Source organism: Cellulophaga baltica, assembly GCF_018861125.1.
Lineage (GTDB): Bacteria > Bacteroidota > Bacteroidia > Flavobacteriales > Flavobacteriaceae > Cellulophaga > Cellulophaga baltica_A.
In genome coordinates this window covers 400,573-419,288 of sequence record NZ_JAHKQN010000015.1, presented here as the reverse complement: position 1 = coordinate 419,288, position 18,716 = coordinate 400,573, and the positions used below count along the sequence as shown (strand labels likewise).

Here is an 18,716-nt window from a genome sequence, read left to right as displayed (position 1 = left end):
TTTTAAAATCCTACAGCGGTATCATCACCTCGTTTATCGGCGCCACCTTCTAATTTTCCGTCTGGCAAGATACGAATTGCATCTACTTTACCAATAATCGGAGTTCGTTCTTCATTAATAATATACCCTTTATCTTTTAAACTTGCTTTAAGTGCTGAAGAAAAACCAGATGGTTCAAAAATTACCATATCTGGCAACCACTGGTGATGGAATCTTGGCGCATTTACAGCATCTTGCATACTCATATTGTACTCATAGGCATTTAAAATAGTTTGTGCTACTGCAGTAATAATTGTAGAACCACCCGGCGTACCAACTACTATCCATAATTTACCCTCTTTTTCAACAATAGTAGGCGTCATACTACTCAACATTCTTTTCTCAGCTTCAATACTATTTGCTTCAGCACCTATGAGTCCGAACATATTAGGAACACCTGCTTTAGAACTAAAATCATCCATTTCATTATTCAAGAAAAACCCAAGTTCTTCGCAAAATAATTTAGAACCATAAGCTCCATTTAAAGTTTCAGTTACCGAAACAGCATTCCCTTCTGCATCAACAATAGAGTAATGGGTAGTTTCCATACTTTCTACTATCTCAATATTTCCTCTTTCTACTTCAGATGACTTGGTTGCTTTATCAAAGGAAAAACCACTCATACGTCCACTTAAATAAGCCTCGCTTACTAATTTTTCTGTAGGAATACTAACAAAATCAGGATCACCCAAAAAGTAATTTCTATCCGCATAAGCTCTACGTGAAGCTTCTGTAAAAACTTGAATTGTTTTAGTTGAATTGTGACCAAATGAAGCTATATCATAAGGCTCTATCATTTTAAAGATTTGATTCATAGTTATGCCACCACTACTAGGCGGACTCATTGAAATCACTTTTAAATTTTTATAATTAAAAACTACTGGTTCTCTCCATTTTGCCTGATACTTTGCTAAATCTTCTTCAGTTACATAACCACCATTAGCTTGAATAAATGTAGACAAAGTTTTTGCAATTCTACCTTTATAAAATCCATCATGCCCTTCCATGGCTATCGTATGAATTGTATTGGCCAATGCGGGTTGTTTTATAGTATCACCAACAACATATTTTTGTGCAAATAAAGTACTATCACCGCTAACTTCAATAATTTTCTCTCTTACATTATCTAATCTTTTAGCTTGATTTTCTGTAACAACAAACCCTCTTTCTGCAAGTTGTATTACTGGAGCTAAAACATCTTTTAATGGCAATTTTCCTAATTTTTTGTGAACTTCTATAAGTCCTGCAACACCACCAGGTACACCAACGGCCGTTGCTCCAACAGTACTTTTACCTGGTATTACATTACCTAAAGAATCTAAATACATATCTTTATGCGCAGTTAACGGCGCTTTCTCTCGGTAATCAATACTACCAATTTCTCCATTAGCTTTTCTATAAACCATAAATCCACCACCACCAATACTACCTGCAAATGGATATGCTATATTTAATGCCATTTCTGTAGCTACCATTGCATCAAAAGCATTACCGCCTTTTGCCATAATATCTGAGCCTATTTTTGAAGCTTCTTCTCGTGCCGAAACAACCATTGCTTTGTCTGAAACCACACCAGTAGGCCTTGCAGGTTGTTTTTTACATTGAATAAATAGGAGAGAGGTTAAAAATAGAAGCGTAATCTTTTTCATTTTTTTAGGTTTGGTTATCGTTAACTATAAAGATAAATACTTTTGTTTTGAATAAGTAGTTAGTTCTTCAAAAAATGAGGTGAATTCTTTTTCAAAATCGTAATAATGTTGCTCTAAATCAAGAATTGCAAAATTCATCTTAGATTTGTTGTTCGTTCGCCTATTTACGCCGTTTAACACTCTACCAATTCCATCCATTTTTGCATAATTTAATATCCAATTATCAGAAATCATATAGGGCATCATGCGCTTTGTATTTTCAGGTAATATCACGTAATTATCTTCTAACAAATTATAAAAATTATCTACAAAAACATATAGAGGAATATCAGAATATGTATTCCAATTCTTTGCTAAAAAATGATCATAAAAAATATCTACAATTACACCACTATAATGACTATAATTTTTATGCAAACGTTTTGTACTCTGCCGTACTGTTGGGTGCGCATCAGTAAAACTATCAATGAATCGGTGTAGTTTTATGCCTTTTTGTATACGTTCTGGTAAATGTTTGTACTTATTACCTCTAATACTATCTGCAATAAAATTGCCAATAGTTATTTCATCATCATCAAAAGATAAATATATATGCGCTAAAAAATTCATAAGCTTACAGTAAAGACAATTAACTTCGAATTTACAAATTAGCACAATAGCATTCCGTCCGATACCGTTATATTTGTTAAAAATTAATAAACACAATGACATTAATAAAATCGATTTCAGGAATTAGAGGAACTATTGGCGGTAAGCCAGGAGATAACTTAACACCAATTGATGCAGTAAAGTTTGCAGCAGCTTATGGAATATGGTTAAAAAGCTATTCTAAAAAAGAGAACTTAAAAGTTGTAATCGGTAGAGATGCTCGTTTATCAGGTGAAATGATTCAGAATATTGTAGTTTCTACTTTAATAGGTTTAGGTATAGATGTAATTGACCTTGATCTCTCTACTACACCAACTGTAGAAATAGCTGTACCATTAGAAAAAGCAGATGGGGGTATTATTTTAACGGCGAGTCATAACCCAAAACAATGGAATGCCCTTAAATTATTAAACGAAAAAGGGGAATTTTTAGATGCAGCCCAAGGTGCTATCATTTTAGAAATTGCCGAGAAAGAAGACTTTGATTTTTCCGAAGTAGATAATTTGGGTGAGATAATCAAAAATGATTCATATATAGATATTCACATTGATGAAGTTTTAGAATTGCCTCTAGTTGACGCTGAAACAATTAAAAAAGCAAAATTTAAAGTAGTGGTTGACGGTGTTAATTCTACTGGAGGTATTGCCATTCCTAAATTATTAAAAGAATTAGGTGTAGAAGTTGTTGAATTATATTGTGACCCAACTGGACACTTTCCTCACAATCCTGAGCCTTTAAAAGAACATTTAGCCGATATCTGTGACTTAGTGGTAAAAGAAAAAGCAGATTTCGGAATTGTTGTTGACCCTGATGTTGACCGTTTGGCTTTTATAAGTGATGATGGTGAAATGTTTGGTGAAGAGTATACGCTAGTGGCTTGCGCAGATTATGTTTTAGGAAAAACAAAAGGAAATACTGTTTCTAATTTATCATCATCAAGAGCATTACGCGATATTACCGAAAAACATGGTGGTACTTATGAAGCTGCCGCTGTTGGTGAAGTTAATGTGGTTACTAAAATGAAAGCTAATAATGCGATTATTGGTGGTGAAGGTAATGGTGGTATTATTTACCCAGAAAGTCACTATGGTCGTGATTCTTTAGTTGGGACAGCATTATTTTTAATGTTAATGGCTGAAAAAGGCGGAACAGTTGCTGATTTAAAAGCCAGCTACCCTTCATATTTTATGAGTAAGAAGAAAATTCAATTAACACCTGAATTAGATGTTGATGGTATTTTAACCGCAATGGCTGAAAAATATAAAGACGAAGAAATTTCAACTATTGATGGTGTGAAGATTGACTTTGCTGAAAATTGGGTTCATTTACGAAAATCAAACACTGAGCCAATTATTAGAATTTATACAGAGGCTAGATCTCAAACAAAAGCTGATGCTTTAGCTGATAAAATTATAAATGAAATTAAAACAGTTGCCGGTTTGTAAATAAAAACTCAACTGATTTATTAGTTATAAAAAAAGGATTCTTAATTAAGAATCCTTTTTTACTTTATAATCTCTATCAGCTTTATCTCTATGTTTCCAGCGCCTATGTGTCCATAAATAATGCTCTGGCTTTTCTCTTATTTGTTGTTCAGTTAGTCTTAAAAACTGATTTGTAATTTCATTCTTTTCTGTATTCTTAGCATCCGTACTTATCGGAATAAACTCTGCTTTATAATACCCTCTTTTCACTTTTGAAACTTTTAAAAAAACTACAGCTAAATCCATCTTACGCGCCATCATTTCTGCTCCGTTAAATACAGGAACGGTAATTCCCATAAAATCAGTCCAATATGGTGCTCTATGTGCTTGAGGTGATTGGTCACTTACCATCCCATAAATTGATCTAACGTTATCTTTTACATTTTTAAAAACAGTTTTTATTGTTTCTTCTTTTGTAATTAATGTAGTATTCCAACGAGCTCTAACTTTTTTAACCCAATCATCAAAATATGAGTTCATAATTTTCTGATAGACAGCATAACCTTTACCATCAACGTAATTATTTATTGAAACATTCCATTCCCAATTGGCATAATGAGAACACACAATAAGTATACTTTTTTCTTTTTCAATCTCGCGGAGAACTTCAATATTTTTTACATCATATCTTTTTTTTACTTCAGCCTTAGAGAGACTCATTGTTTTAACCATTTCCATAAACATATCAATCATATGCTTATAAAAATCACGCTGAACAACTATTAATTCATCGTCTGTTTTTTCTGGAAAAACAAGTCTCAAATTATTGAAAACAACTTTTTTACGATAACCTATAATATAATAAGTGATAAAAAAAATTACATCTGAAAGAAAATAAAATAATGAATATGGTAATATCGAAATGACCCAAAGTATAGGATAAACTAAAATAAAAACTACAAACTGCATATAAAAATATATAGTGCAAATATAGTTATATTTGAAACTAAATTTAACTGTTTAATTTATGTTTGACATGCATTTTGTTACTATTGGAATTATTGCTCTTAACGCAATTGCATCTTTTAAAGGGTTTAATGATCCTGTGTTTTTTGATCGGTATAAATTTTTAATAGGTGCTATAAAATCAGGTCAAAAAGATCGCATTGTAACTTCTGGATTTTTACATGTTGATATTCCTCATCTATTTTTTAACATGTTTACACTGTACTTTTTTGCACCAGTTGTTATTGGATGGTTAGGTCCGGTTCAATTTTTAATCATATACATTATTAGTCTTATCGCGGGAAGTCTTTTATCAATGGTGTTTCATAAAAATGAATCATTTTACAGTGCAGTAGGTGCGAGTGGTGCAGTTACTGGTGTTTTATACGCGGCTATATTATTACAACCAAATATGCAATTAGGTCTAATGTTCATCCCTTTACCAATCCCAGCTTATATTTTTGGAATAGGCTATTTACTTTATTCTATATACGGAATGAAAAGTAGATTAGGAAATATTGGACATACAGCTCATTTTGGTGGTGCAATTGGCGGCTATGTAACTACTCTAATATTATTTCCTAATTTAATTATTAACGATACTTTAATGGTAGGCTTATTAGCTATTCCTATTATAATATTATTTGGACTGCAAAAAGCAGGGAAAATATAAAACTACTTTATTCACAAATAGATAACTCATTTTTAGCAAAATTTAGCTGTACAATTTTTACATAGGTTATACGTTTTTATACATACGATATCCCAATATCATAACAAACAAACTTAACCGATGAAAAAATTCTCCCTATTAGTAGCTATACTTACTGTTATTTCATCTTGTTCAGATGAAACTACAATTTATGAAGATTCTAATGACAATATTACTTTAGAAGATAATTCAATTTCATTAAGTGCAAATGTTAATTATGACAATGCAGGTGTGATTGACATAATGAATGTATCTAGTTCAACTGGTAAATTTACTAAAGAGGCTGAAGAATATGCTGGTGATTACCCCTTGTCTTTAGTAGCACAAATTGAAGCTCCAACGTATTCTGGATCTGAAAACCTAACAGCAACGCATGTTACAATTGAAGATGATTATGCATACGTATCATATAACACAGTTGAAGATGGTTATGTTGGTGCAATTGATGTTATTAAAATTAGTGATCCAAACTCCCCTGAATTGACGTCTAGGCTTTTTTATTCAAATGCCGACATTAATTCTATAGCATATAGCAATGGCTATATTTATATTGCCGGTGGAGTAAATTCTGAAAGTTCAGCAACTGCAACAACTAATTCCTTTGTAGCTAAAATTTCGGTTTCTAATGGAAGAATAGATATCAACCAAGGTGTTTCTTATGGCTTCCAAGAAGGATATAATAGTACCGATGTTACAATTGCAGACAATAAATTACTTGTAACTAGTGGTAAAGAAGGTTCATTAACTATATATGACAAAAATAGCATTGAAATTTTAAATGAAATAATGTATACTGATTTAAGAGCAGTTGCAACCTCTGATGATTTAACTGCTGTATTAGATGCTGATAGTGGTGTGAAAATATTTGATGCAAATTTTAATGTAATTAATGAAATTGCAATAAGTTCAGATTTCGGAGTGAATTCTAAAAGAACCATAGATTTTTCTGAAGAAAATATTATTGTTTCTGAAGGGTCAAATGGTGCTGGAATTTACAATGCTAATACCGGTGCTTTTGTTGAGTACATTCCTATTTTAATAAATCCTGAAGGCTCTAATAGTAGTGATAACGTTACTAATGCCGTTGCTGTTAACGAAGAAGTAATTCTTATGGCAAATGGTGGTGCTGGTTTATCATTATCAACAGAAATGTCTGATAGCACCAATCCTGTAGGAATTATTGATTTAGATGGTTCTATCAATTTTGTAACTTCAAAAGGTGATTACATATTTGCAGCCTCAGGTTCTGAAGGATTACAAATTATTAAAATGAATAAGCCTAATGAAAGTCTTGAAGAAAAATGTTCAGACTTAGAAACATATAGAGGTAGTGCTACAATATCGGTTGGTTATAATGAAGTGGAAGCTTATCAAGGTTCTAAAAGATTAAGTCTAGTTTCTGTTTCTGGTGAATTATTACTTTGCGGAACTTGGACTGTAAGTAACAACACTACAATCAATGAAGATGGTTTATTTGAAATGAACGGAACTTTTATTGTTGGCAACAATAGAAATAAAAAAAACATCACCGTAGGTAAAAACGCTACTTTTAGAATAGAAGGAGATTTAGGAATTTACGGAGATTTAATTTTAGAAGAAGGTGCTCATTTAGAGTTTATCGGTAATGAATCATTAACTTATATCACAGGAAGTGTTATAAAGGCTGAAAGTGCTACAATTATTGGTGAATTTAATGATTATAACAACAAATTTTAAATAAAAATATAGCTATAAAAAAAGTCCCGATTTGTTTTACAAATTGGGACTTTTTATTTGAATTAGTGACCTAATTAAATCTTACCAACCAATTCCTCAATTTTAGACTCTAAAGCTTCACCTCTTAAATCTTTAGCAATGATAACTCCATTTTCATCTAAAATAAAAGTAGCCGGTATAGCTCTTACATTATAAGATTGAGCAATTTCATCAAAATATTGAACGTTAGATACGTGATTCCATTCTAAGCCATCAGCTTCAATAGCTTGCTTCCATTCTTGTTCTGATTTATCTAAAGAAACACCAACAATACTTAATCCGTTTTCTTTATATTTATTATAAATACGAACTAAATTAGGGTTTTCTGCTCTACATGGCTTACACCATCCAGCCCAAAAATCAACTATTGTTACTTTTTTTCCCAAAGCTTGACTTAAAGCCAACTCTTCACCATTAGGTGTAGGTGCAGAAAATTCAGGAGCTTTTTCTCCAATAGCAGTTTTCTTAGTTTTTTCTAATTGTTCTTTAATTCTATTAGCAACTGCAGTAGCTTTTATTTCAGGAGTAAAGGCATCGTAAATTTCAGTTACTTCTTTTTCTGTTAAGCTTTTATTAGCATAAACACGCTCTAGTAATAAAGCTGAAATATAAGCGTTAGGGTTTTCTTTAATATAGTTTAATTCAAAATCTTTAGCTTGATTTTGCATTTCCATACTTTCTTCCTGTAAAGCTTGCTGTGTAGCAGTATCATTTGATTTTCTTGCTTTCTCAAAATCTTCACGCATTGACATTGCGCGCTTAGCAAATGTTCTACTATTATCTAAAAATTTAGAAAAAAGTTCGTTTTGCTCTGTACCAGATATAGAAGCGAATTGTAAGCTATCTTTATGAAAATCAACATCAATAGTACCGTTTTCAATAACTACAGGAATATTTCCATTTATTTTATCAATAAAAATATACTGTAAATCAAGAGAGTCTGCAACACCTTTAAATACAAATTTTCCATTTTCAACAGTTGTAGTATCTACATCTATTGGTTGGTTTACTTTACTAATTCTTTTTAAATAAACTACTGTTCCGTTTTCAATATCTCCATCAACATTAGCTTCTATTGAAAAGCCACCAGAGTTAGAGTTACATGATGCTAATACTACAGCGGTAAGTAAGCCTAATACTATCTTTTTCATTTTATGTGTGTATTTGTTTTGCGTAAATGTACTTATAAGTTAGGATATAAAAAAAGACAAGGAAAATATTACATTTTCATTGTCTCTATTATAATAATGCTATTAAAATTGATATCTAATTCCTAATCCAATATCAAAATCGAAACTATCAGAAAATTCACTGTATCCTAATAATCCTAATTCTGGTCTTAAATCTAATGAAATAACAACTGGGAAATCGAAATTGTATTCCACACCAATATTACCAGCAGCAAAAACAAAAAGACCTCCATCAACTTCTTCAATTCCGTCGGGGTCATCGTCTGAAACTCGTGATTCAAAATCAACACTTCCAAAACCACCACCAACACCGTAATACCAATTAAAGTCTCCTTCAAGTGGCATAACCCATTCGTAAAGTCCTGCTATTTTAAATGCATCGTAGGCTCTACTATCTCTAAAACCTAAGTTGACTTCTAATCTATTAACACTAGTTAATGCTCTTTGGTATGATATTTCAGCGCCTAAACCATCACTATCTCCAAGCCGTAAACCTATCGCATTATCAGAAAGACTCTGAGCTTGCATAAAAAATGGTGTGATTAAAAGTAGTAAGGTTGTTATTTTAAATAATTTCATATTTAGTTAATATATTTATAATATACGTCAAAAATAAAATTTTGGTTGTGGTCTGTAGTTAATAAAAACTTAATTTAGCAATCAAAATTTTTACAGCTTGAAAACTTCATCATTAGAACAATTAAAAAATAGTTTAGAAGGAGAATTAAAAATAGATAAACTTTCAAAAGTTTTATACAGTACTGATGCTTCAGTTTACCGAAAAACACCATTAGCTGTTACTTTTCCTAAAAACGATAATGATCTTAAGAAAATAATACAGTTTGCAAATGATAATGCAATAGGTTTAATACCTAGAACTGCAGGTACATCATTAGCTGGGCAATGTGTCGGTGAAGGCATAGTCGTTGATGTTTCAAAAAATTTCACTAAAATTTTATCTTTAGATGAAGAAAAAATGCAGGTTACTCTACAACCTGGTGTTATTCGTGATGAGCTAAACCAATATTTAGCAACTTACGGGTTGTTTTTTGGCCCTAATACTTCAACAGCAAACAGATGTATGATTGGTGGTATGGTTGGGAACAACTCATCAGGTACCACATCAATACAATACGGTATAACAAGAGAATACACGCATAGATTAAAAGTTATACTTTCTAATGGAGAAGAGGCTGAATTTAAACCTTTAACAACTGAAGAGTTTTTAGAAAAAACCAAATTAAAAACTTTAGAAGGTTCCATATATAAGAATTTATACGCTGAACTTTCTCAAAAAGAAATTCAAGAAGATATATCAACTGAGTTCCCAAAACCACAAATACACCGTAGAAATACAGGGTATGCAATAGATGAACTATTAAAAAGTTCAATTTTTGGCGGTAAAAATGAAAAAATTAACGTTTGTGAATTGTTAAGTGGGAGTGAAGGTACACTTGCATTCACTACAGAAATTACGTTACAACTTACAAAATTACCCCCCAAATTAGCAGCGACAGTAGTTACACATTATAAATCACTTGAAGATTGTTTGAGTGATGTTGCACCAAGTATGAAACATAATTTGCATACTTGTGAAATGATGGATAAGGTTATTTTAGATTGTACTAAAAACAACCGCGAACAACTAAAAAACAGATTTTTTGTTCAAGGCGATCCTGCTGCTCTTTTAATGCTAGAAGTTAAAGCGGATACCCAAGAAGATTTAGAAGCCCAAATTACATCACTTTTAAAAACCATTAAAGAATCTGGCTTAAGCTATGCAAATGCTATTTTAAGTGCTTCAGAAGGTAAACAAGCTGCTGAATTACGAAAAGCAGGTTTAGGGTTGTTAGGGAATATTGTTGGAGATAGAAAAGCTGTTGCCTGTATTGAAGATACTGCGGTTGCTGTTGAAGATTTAAAAGATTTTATAGCTGAGTTTACTTTAATCATGAAAAAGTATGACCAAAATGCAGTCTATTATGCGCATGCTGGTGCCGGAGAATTACACTTACGTCCATTATTAAATCTAAAAAAATCTGAAGACGTAAAATTATTCAGACATATTACTACTGATGTTGCTGTTTTAACCAAAAAGTACCGAGGTTCTTTTAGTGGTGAACATGGTGATGGTATTGTTAGAGCAGAATTTATCCCGATTATGATCGGAGAAAAAAACTTTGAATTATTAAAACGTGTAAAAACTTATTTTGACCCTAAGAATATTTTCAACCCTGGTAAAATTGTAGACGCATATCCTATGGATGAGTCGCTACGTTATGAAGTAGATAGAAATGAGCCAGAAATTAAAACTTTATTAGATTTTTCTGATAGTGAAGGTATTTTAAAAGCTGCTGAAAAATGTAATGGTAGTGGTGACTGTAGAAAAACGCATCATGCGGCAGGTGGTATGTGCCCAAGTTACCATGCTACAAAAAACGAAAAAGATACGACTAGAGGTAGAGCAAATGCACTACGTGAATTCTTAACAACCTCTGAGACTACCAATAAATTCAATCAAAAAGAATTAAAAGAAGTTTTTGATCTTTGTTTAAGTTGTAAAGCCTGTGCAAGTGAATGCCCAAGTAATGTTGATATCGCAACGCTTAAAGCCGAATTTTTATACCAATATCAAGAAGAAAATGGATACCCATTAAGAGGTAAGTTATTTGCTCACAACACCAAATTAAATAAATTAGGAAGTAAAGTTTCTGGTTTAACAAATGCTATTTACGACTCTAGCTTATTCGGTGGTTTATTAAAAAAGACTGCTGGTGTAGCTCCTGAGCGTTCAATGCCTAAGGTTTATAATTTCAATTTTAAAAAGTATCTGCAAGAACACAAAGCAAAAAATACGATTACAAAACAAAAAGTTGCTTTATATATTGATGAGTTCACCCAATATTTAGATACTTACTTAGGTAAAGATGCCATTGAGGTACTTACAAAACTGGGTTATGATGTAGAATTGTACTTTGCAGAAAGTGGTAGAACTTATTTATCGAAAGGGTTCTTAAAGCAAGCTAAAAAATTAGCACTTGAAAACATTGTAAAATTAAAAGAGTTTGAACAGAAAAAAATTCCTGTAATAGGTCTTGAACCTTCAGCAATTTTAAGTTTTAGAGATGAATACAAACGTTTTACTTCCGATAAAGAAACAGCCAATGCTATTGCATTAAACTCTTTAATTATTGAAGAATTTTTAGCCTATGAAATTGAAAGAGGTAATTTAACGACCGATTTATTTACTACAGAAGCTAAAAAGGTAAAAATACACGGGCATTGCCACCAAAAAGCACTATCAAACCAAAAAGTAACGTTTGATGTTTTAAACCTTCCTAAAAACTACGAAGTAACCATTATTAGCTCTGGTTGTTGCGGTATGGCAGGTTCTTTTGGCTATGAGAAAGAGCATTATGAAACAAGTATGAAAGTAGGTGAGTTAAAATTATTCCCTGCTGTACGTAAAGCTTCAGAAGACACTATAATTTCTGCAAACGGAACCAGTTGTCGTCATCAAATACATGACGGAACAAAACGTGAAGCTAAACACCCAATTACAATACTTAAGGAAGCGTTAGTCTGATACTTTATCGCTTCCTTTCTTATAATTCTTATCAAGAGTAATAGATGCTATTAGTTGATTAATATCAATATCTTTAATATCATCATCAACAAAAAAAGGGGATAATTTATCATTACTATAATGATAAATTTTCCATCTTTTGAATGAGTATTCTAAAGCTGTTAAGTTCTCAATCCAATCTCCTGAATTCAAGTATGTAGTTTTACCCAATTTATTTTCAATAATTTCTTTTTTAGGTTGATGTATGTGCCCACAGGCTACGTAATCATAACCATTTTCAATTGCTAGTTCTGCTGCAGTTTTTTCAAAATCGTTTATATATTTTACAGCACCTTTAACGCTATTCTTAATTTTTTTCGATAAGGAATATTTTTCCTTTCCCATTTTAATTAAAAACCAATTGATAAGTCTGTTAATCAAGATTAAAAAATCATAACCGTAGCCCCCCAATTTTGCTAGCCATTTTGCATTTTGAATAGAAGCATCAAAAACATCGCCATGAAAAAACCAGCTTTTTTTTCCGTCTAAATCTAAAACCAACTTATCTACAATACTTACATAACCAATTGAAGTATCACTAAACTTACGGAGCATTTCATCATGATTACCAGTGATATATATAACTTCAGTGCCTTTTGAAGCCATACCTAAAATCTTTTTTAAAACCTTTAAATGTGAAGGAGGGAAATAACGCTTACTGAACTGCCAAATATCAATAATATCACCATTCAATATTAACTTCTTAGGCTGAATACTGTTTAAATAGGCTAGTAATTCATCAGCATGACATCCATATGTTCCCAAGTGAGTGTCTGAAATTACAACGATATCTATTTTTCTCTTTTTCAATATATATGTGTTTATACAAAGATAGATGAGGTGATTTAAAGTTATTATCAATTAAAAATCAACATTATATCAGTAAAAAGTTAAATTTTTATCACTAAAAATGACTTAAAGTAAATTCTACATTAAGAGCTTTCTAAGTTTTGGAATCTGTCATTTTAGAATTACCTTTGAAACTCTTAAAATTAAAGCAGTAATGGCAGGAAATACATTTGGGAATTTATTTAAAGTATCCACTTTTGGAGAGTCACATGGAAAAGCAATTGGTGGTGTTTTAGATGGTTGCCCAGCAGGTATAGAAATAGATTTTGATGAAATTCAAAAAGAACTAGACCGTCGTAAGCCTGGTCAATCTGCAATTGTTACGCAACGTAAAGAACCAGATACAGTAGAATTCTATTCAGGAATTTTTGAAGGTAAAACTACTGGAACTCCAATAGGGTTTGCAATACATAATACCAATCAAAAATCACACGATTATTCTCATATAAAAGATTCATACAGACCATCTCATGCTGATTACGTGTATGATCAAAAATATGGTTTTCGTGACTACAGAGGTGGCGGGCGTAGTTCTGCTCGTGAAACCGCAAGTAGAGTAGTAGCTGGTGCAATTGCAAAGCAATTTTTAAGTGATATAAAAATTAATGCTTTTGTATCTCAAGTTGGCGATTTAAAACTTGACAAAAATTATAAGGATTTAGACTTTTCATTAATTGAAAGTAACCCTGTTCGTTGTCCTGATCAAGAAATGGCTTCGAAAATGGAAGATTACATTAAAAAAATTAAAAAAGAAGGAGATACTATTGGTGGTGTAATTACATGTGTCATTCAAAATGTTCCCGTTGGTTTAGGTGAACCTGTTTTTGATAAATTACATGCAGAATTAGGGAAAGCAATGCTATCTATAAATGCCGTAAAAGGTTTTGAATACGGTAGTGGTTTTGAAGGTGTTACTATAAAAGGTAGTGAACATAATGACCAATACAATAGCGATGGCACCACAAAAACAAATCAAAGCGGTGGTATCCAAGGTGGTATTTCCAACGGAATGGATATCTACTTTAGTGTAGCTTTTAAACCTGTTGCAACAATTATACAGCCTTACGAAACAATTGATAAAGAGGGTAATATGGTGCAAACTAAAGGTAAAGGTCGTCATGACCCTTGCGTAGTACCAAGAGCAGTGCCTATTGTTGAGGCTATGGCTGCGATGGTTATCGCTGATTACACCTTACTAAACCGTACAATAAAATTATAGGTTGGGAATTGTCAATTTAGCTTCAAAATAGTATCTTTCTACACAAAAAATATTTTATGAAGAAGTTAGAATTGCATTGGCAAATTTTAATCGGTATGCTAGCCGGTGTTTTATTTGCTTTATTGATGGTACAGTTTGAATGGGGATCAGGTTTTATTTCAGATTGGATTAAGCCTTTTGGTAATATATTTATCAATTCGTTAAAGCTTATTGCAGTTCCATTAATTCTAGCTTCGCTAATTAAAGGGGTTTCAGATTTAAAGGATATTTCTAAACTCTCACAAATGGGAGGTCGAACTATCGGAATTTATATTTTTACTACGGTAGTTGCCGTACTTATTGGTTTAGCAATTGTAAATATTATTCAACCAGGTAAATCAATTACTGAAGAAACGCGAATTAGTTTAGTAGAAAATTACAAAGGTGATGCCAACAAAAGAATTGAACAAGCCCACAAACAGAAAGAAACTGGCCCTTTACAAGCCCTAGAAGACTTAGTGCCTAGCAATATCTTTAAGGCTGCTAGTGATAATGGTAACATGTTACAGGTCATTTTCTTTGCAATTTTCTTTGGTATTGGACTTATTTTAATACCTGAAGAACAAGCAAAACCTGTAAAAAAGTTTTTTGATGGTTTTAACGAGGTTATACTTAAACTTATAGATCTTATAATGCTTGCTGCCCCTTATGGCGTTTTTGCATTATTAGCTGCTTTAGTAGTGGAATCACCTAGTTTAGATTTATTTAAAGCATTAGCATGGTATGCATTATGTGTAGTAGTTGGCTTAGCTCTGATGATTGGTGTTTATTTAACTTTAGTATGGATTTTTACAAAAAAATCTCCTGCTTTTTTCATTAAAGCAATGTCACCTGCTCAACTTTTAGCTTTCTCCACAAGTTCAAGTGCTGCAACCCTACCTGTTACTATGGAAAGAGTTGAAGAACATTTAGGTGTAGATGAAGAGGTTTCTAGTTTTGTTTTACCTATTGGAGCTACAATTAATATGGACGGTACTAGTTTGTACCAAGCTGTTGCTGCAATATTTATTGCACAAGCATTTGGAATGGATTTAAGTATTGGGGCTCAATTAGGTATTATTGTTACTGCTACTCTTGCCTCTATTGGTAGCGCCGCAGTACCTGGAGCTGGTATGGTAATGCTAGTTATAGTTTTAGCACAAGCAGGAATACCAGAAGCTGGTTTGGCTTTAATTTTTGCTGTTGATAGACCTTTAGATATGTGCCGAACAATTGTAAATGTTACTGGTGATGCTGCAGTTTCTATGCTAGTCGCAAAATCTGTAGATAAACTTAATGAGCCTAAGGTTAAAAATTGGGATGATAATCTTGAAAACGTAAAATAATACGTTTGATACTATATGAACACAAAAAAACATCTTGACACGATTATCAATGATAATAGTGATCTTTTTGATATTGACAGTAACTTAGATAGGCTTGTTAAAAAAATAGAACTACTTAGTTATTTAAACCCTCTAAATTCAGAAAAAGAAAAACAAAAATTCTTTTCCTCTAAATATACCGTTGACCCTATTTTAAAATATCCGAAGATAAAATTTCATCCGTATAAGTTACACAGGATGTTTTTTTCACAACGTTTAGAGCGTATTTCAGACCCAAAGGTTCAAAAACTGTATCAAGATATTATATACTACTATTCTAATATGGTACAGTGTATACAAACCATTGGCGAACCCAAAAAATTTTATTACAACTCACTTCGTGTTTTTGGAACACCAACGGAAAAAGATGTTTTAAACGCTAAGTTTATATTACATATACCAGACGAGGGCGTAAACCCAGATATGGAAAAAATATATAGTGCTGAAGATGCTAAAAACTATTTTGAAGAGTTTTCCAAACAATATAATTTTCCTTTAAATATTAAATATTCCACTGCAATTGCCGCTGATGCAATGGTAAGCAACAGTACACAAACGCTATTTATTAAAAAGAATACCAAGTTTAGCAAAAACCAATTACTAACACTTGCAAACCATGAAATTGGTGTTCATTTAGTCACAACATACAACGGAATTGAACAACCTTTAAAAATTTTCTCTAATGGCTTTCCTCGTAATGTTGAAACACAAGAAGGCTTAGCTGTCTTTAGTGAATACATGAGTGGTGCACTTACCTTAAGTAGACTAAAAACACTAGCATACAGGGTTTTGGCATCTGATAGTTTAATTAAAGGTTACAGCTTTTCTGATACTTTTGATTTGATTCACAATCAATATAAATTAAATAGAAACGATGCTTATAGCATTACCTTAAGAGTACACCGTGGCGGCGGTTTCACTAAAGATAGGTTGTATTTAAGTGGACTTAAAAAGATTTACAAAAAATATAAAAAAGGAGACTCTTTAGATAATTTATTGACAGGAAAAGTAAATATGGATTATGAAGATGATATCGTAAACCTTCAAAATTTAGGACTTTCAAATCCGATTACTCATAACAATATAGCTTACCTACAAAATAAGAATGAGAATAAAACCTTAGATTTTATTCTCAATCATTTAAAATAATTTATTAGTTATAATGATATACTTTTTCCCTTTGGATATTTTACTTCAAAAGAGAATGATTCTTTAATTTCTTGCTGACTTGCAAGCTTCATTTTCCAAGTTAGCAGGCCTTTTTCTTTATCATAGATTGCATTATTCGTGATTATGTCGTCAACCTTAATTTCTTTATTTTGAGAAATAGGAATTCGATCCATTAAAACTAAATCTATATTTAAGATTTTATTATTTTTTACTTCAAGATTATAAGTTCTATTTAAAATACGATTACTACCCGTAAATGATTTGCTCTTAAAGTTTTTGCCTTGTTTTCTTGATACGGTCACATTACTATCTACACCTAATGAAATAGTCATTTCTTTTTTTAAAGTATACGGATCAATTGTTGTTTTGCCTGCATAACTACCGTCAAAATAAATATTTGCTTCACCAGGTATTAAATTTAATTTTTCCCAGTCAGAAAATGAAGCTGTTAAAAACACATTTTCATTAATTAATGGTGCTGCAAAAAATTCGTATTTCGTTTCTAGTTTGTATGTGTTTATTTCTATTGCAGTAATATCTCCGTCAGATACTACTGTATATGGCTTTTTAATTTTAAATTGAGTACTTGTTATTCCGTCTTGAGCTGTGCTTTTTTTAGTTGTTATTACCACCACACCATTAGTAGCTCTACTGCCATAAATAGCAGTTGCATTCACATCTTTTAAAATTTCAATATTTTGGATTTCATTTTTATCTAAATCGTCTTCTAAAAAATTATCTACTGGTACTCCGTCAATAATATATAAAGGCGGTGTATTTTCTACATAAGAATTTCCCCTAATGCGAACTCCAGAAACACTACCTGAAACTTTTCTAGAGATATCACTAGTACCATAACCAACCACAACAACTTCTTCTAACATTTCTGAATTTTCTTCTAATCTTGTATTGATTACTGAAGAATAAATAGGTATTGATTCTGACTTAAAACCAATAGTAGAAAAGCTCAATTCTTTACCTTTATCGACATTAATAGCATACATACCATCAAAATCTGTTTGGGCACCAACATTAGTTCCTGATACTATTACATTACAACCTGGTAATGGACTTCCTGATTCATCTGTGACTATACCTGTTACTAATTTAACTGTTGGATTATAATTGTATTTATGCTTTTTAACCTGTGTATAAACAGGTTTTCTTGGTCCAAAATTTAAATAATGCGAGCTAACATTTGGTTTAATCGTATATTTTTTAGGATTTCCTGTAGATAAAATTAAAGACACATTATCCCACTGCACACCAGTTTGTTGAAAAACATGTGCCTTATATGCCAATGATAAAGGATCATTTAGTTTTTTAGATTTGATGTCATAATTCGGAATCCAACCTGCATCGTTAACAGTATATTTTAATTCCAAATCTAATTGAGCAGCTAACGGCGCATCAAACTTTATCGTAATTTCTCCTTTTGGAATAAGAGGTTCGTTATTTTTTTCAGCACGTTGTTTCTTGATAATTTTAATAGAATCATTTAAAACATTAATTTTTAAATTTGTCTTATATACTTGATTTTTAATCTCAGTAATACGCTTTCTATAATAGGTACTTATTGATTTTATTTTATCTAAGTCTAAATTTTCAGAGTTTGATTGAACCGCTCTATTGGCTTTTATCACTTTCTCTTCTTCATTTAAACCTAAAATACTATTTTTAAGTAATGCTATTTCTAATTCAAGCGTCTCAATATGTTGCTTTAATTCATCTCCATTCTTAAATTCAAGCTCATCATTTAAATAATTAATATCATAAGCAATTGAAAGAATAGAAGTTGATTGCAACCCTGAAACTTGTATACTACTTTCATCAATTTTATGAGAAAGTCCCGTAAAAACATATTCTGATGTTCCCTGTTTTAGTTTAATAGTAGCTTCACGTTCAACTAAAGCACTATTTAAATAAACAGTAACTTCTTTAATTTTTGATGGTGTTTTTTCAGCTCCAAAAATAAGTAGCGGAAGAAACAAAAGTGTAAGTAGAAAATTTTTCATTGTTGTCGGTTTT

At 31.7% G+C, this 18,716-nt stretch carries 14 protein-coding genes; 7 read left to right on the top strand and 7 right to left on the bottom strand.

Features of this window, described 5'->3' with window-relative positions; all coding sequences use genetic code 11:
- Positions 1-2: 2 nt before the first annotated feature.
- A complete protein-coding gene (gene ggt, locus KO500_RS08060; protein ID WP_215956011.1) occupies positions 3-1,688 on the bottom strand; it encodes a gamma-glutamyltransferase in 1,686 nt (561 codons plus the stop codon).
- A 24-nt stretch (positions 1,689-1,712) separates the two neighbouring features.
- Complete coding sequence (locus KO500_RS08055; protein WP_215956010.1) at positions 1,713-2,297, bottom strand: ACP phosphodiesterase; 585 nt, start codon at positions 2,295-2,297, stop codon at positions 1,713-1,715.
- Positions 2,298-2,392: 95 nt separating this feature from the next.
- Here KO500_RS08055 and glmM point away from each other — a divergent pair, with 95 nt between their 5' ends.
- Complete coding sequence (gene glmM / locus KO500_RS08050; protein WP_215956009.1) at positions 2,393-3,781, top strand: phosphoglucosamine mutase; 1,389 nt, start codon at positions 2,393-2,395, stop codon at positions 3,779-3,781.
- A 45-nt stretch (positions 3,782-3,826) separates the two neighbouring features.
- Here glmM and KO500_RS08045 read toward each other — a convergent pair whose 3' ends face one another.
- A complete protein-coding gene (locus tag KO500_RS08045; protein ID WP_215956008.1) occupies positions 3,827-4,729 on the bottom strand; it encodes a lysophospholipid acyltransferase family protein in 903 nt (300 codons plus the stop codon).
- A 58-nt stretch (positions 4,730-4,787) separates the two neighbouring features.
- On the opposite strand from KO500_RS08045, the gene KO500_RS08040 reads away from it, so the two are divergent.
- Positions 4,788-5,438 (top strand): rhomboid family intramembrane serine protease, encoded by a 651-nt coding sequence (locus tag KO500_RS08040; RefSeq protein WP_215956007.1) that lies wholly within the window; start codon positions 4,788-4,790, stop codon positions 5,436-5,438.
- 120 nt (positions 5,439-5,558) lie between these two features.
- A complete protein-coding gene (locus KO500_RS08035) occupies positions 5,559-7,193 on the top strand; it encodes a hypothetical protein (protein ID WP_215956006.1) in 1,635 nt (544 codons plus the stop codon).
- A 74-nt stretch (positions 7,194-7,267) separates the two neighbouring features.
- Here the strand turns inward: KO500_RS08035 and KO500_RS08030 are convergent, their stop codons facing one another.
- Positions 7,268-8,383, bottom strand: a complete 1,116-nt coding sequence (locus KO500_RS08030) for a TlpA disulfide reductase family protein (protein ID WP_215956005.1) — start codon at positions 8,381-8,383, stop codon at positions 7,268-7,270.
- Between the two features lie 102 nt (positions 8,384-8,485).
- Positions 8,486-9,001, bottom strand: a complete 516-nt coding sequence (locus tag KO500_RS08025; protein WP_215956004.1) for a hypothetical protein — start codon at positions 8,999-9,001, stop codon at positions 8,486-8,488.
- Between the two features lie 97 nt (positions 9,002-9,098).
- On the opposite strand from KO500_RS08025, the gene KO500_RS08020 reads away from it, so the two are divergent.
- Positions 9,099-12,008 carry an FAD-binding and (Fe-S)-binding domain-containing protein gene (locus KO500_RS08020; protein WP_215956003.1) on the top strand — a complete coding sequence of 970 codons (2,910 nt, stop codon included), beginning with the start codon at positions 9,099-9,101 and terminating at the stop codon, positions 12,006-12,008.
- Here KO500_RS08020 and KO500_RS08015 read toward each other — a convergent pair.
- Positions 12,000-12,857, bottom strand: a complete 858-nt coding sequence (locus KO500_RS08015) for a UDP-2,3-diacylglucosamine diphosphatase (RefSeq protein ID WP_215956002.1) — start codon at positions 12,855-12,857, stop codon at positions 12,000-12,002. The two genes, KO500_RS08020 and KO500_RS08015, sit on opposite strands and share 9 nt — an antisense overlap.
- A 193-nt stretch (positions 12,858-13,050) precedes the next feature.
- On the opposite strand from KO500_RS08015, the gene aroC reads away from it, so the two are divergent.
- From aroC to KO500_RS08000, 3 genes are read left to right on the top strand one after another with little or no spacing between them, the layout of a single operon-like run.
- A complete protein-coding gene (gene aroC, locus KO500_RS08010) occupies positions 13,051-14,115 on the top strand; it encodes a chorismate synthase (RefSeq protein WP_215956001.1) in 1,065 nt (354 codons plus the stop codon).
- A 56-nt stretch (positions 14,116-14,171) separates the two neighbouring features.
- The gene (locus KO500_RS08005; RefSeq protein WP_215956000.1) at positions 14,172-15,479 is read left to right on the top strand and encodes a dicarboxylate/amino acid:cation symporter; all 1,308 of its coding nucleotides are present in this window, start codon (positions 14,172-14,174) and stop codon (positions 15,477-15,479) included.
- A gap of 15 nt (positions 15,480-15,494) precedes the next feature.
- Complete coding sequence (locus KO500_RS08000; protein WP_215955999.1) at positions 15,495-16,667, top strand: flavohemoglobin expression-modulating QEGLA motif protein; 1,173 nt, start codon at positions 15,495-15,497, stop codon at positions 16,665-16,667.
- An 8-nt stretch (positions 16,668-16,675) separates the two neighbouring features.
- Here the strand turns inward: KO500_RS08000 and KO500_RS07995 are convergent, their stop codons facing one another.
- Positions 16,676-18,703, bottom strand: coding sequence for a mucoidy inhibitor MuiA family protein (locus KO500_RS07995; RefSeq protein WP_215955998.1), 2,028 nt, complete (start codon positions 18,701-18,703; stop codon positions 16,676-16,678).
- Positions 18,704-18,716: the final 13 nt, after the last annotated feature.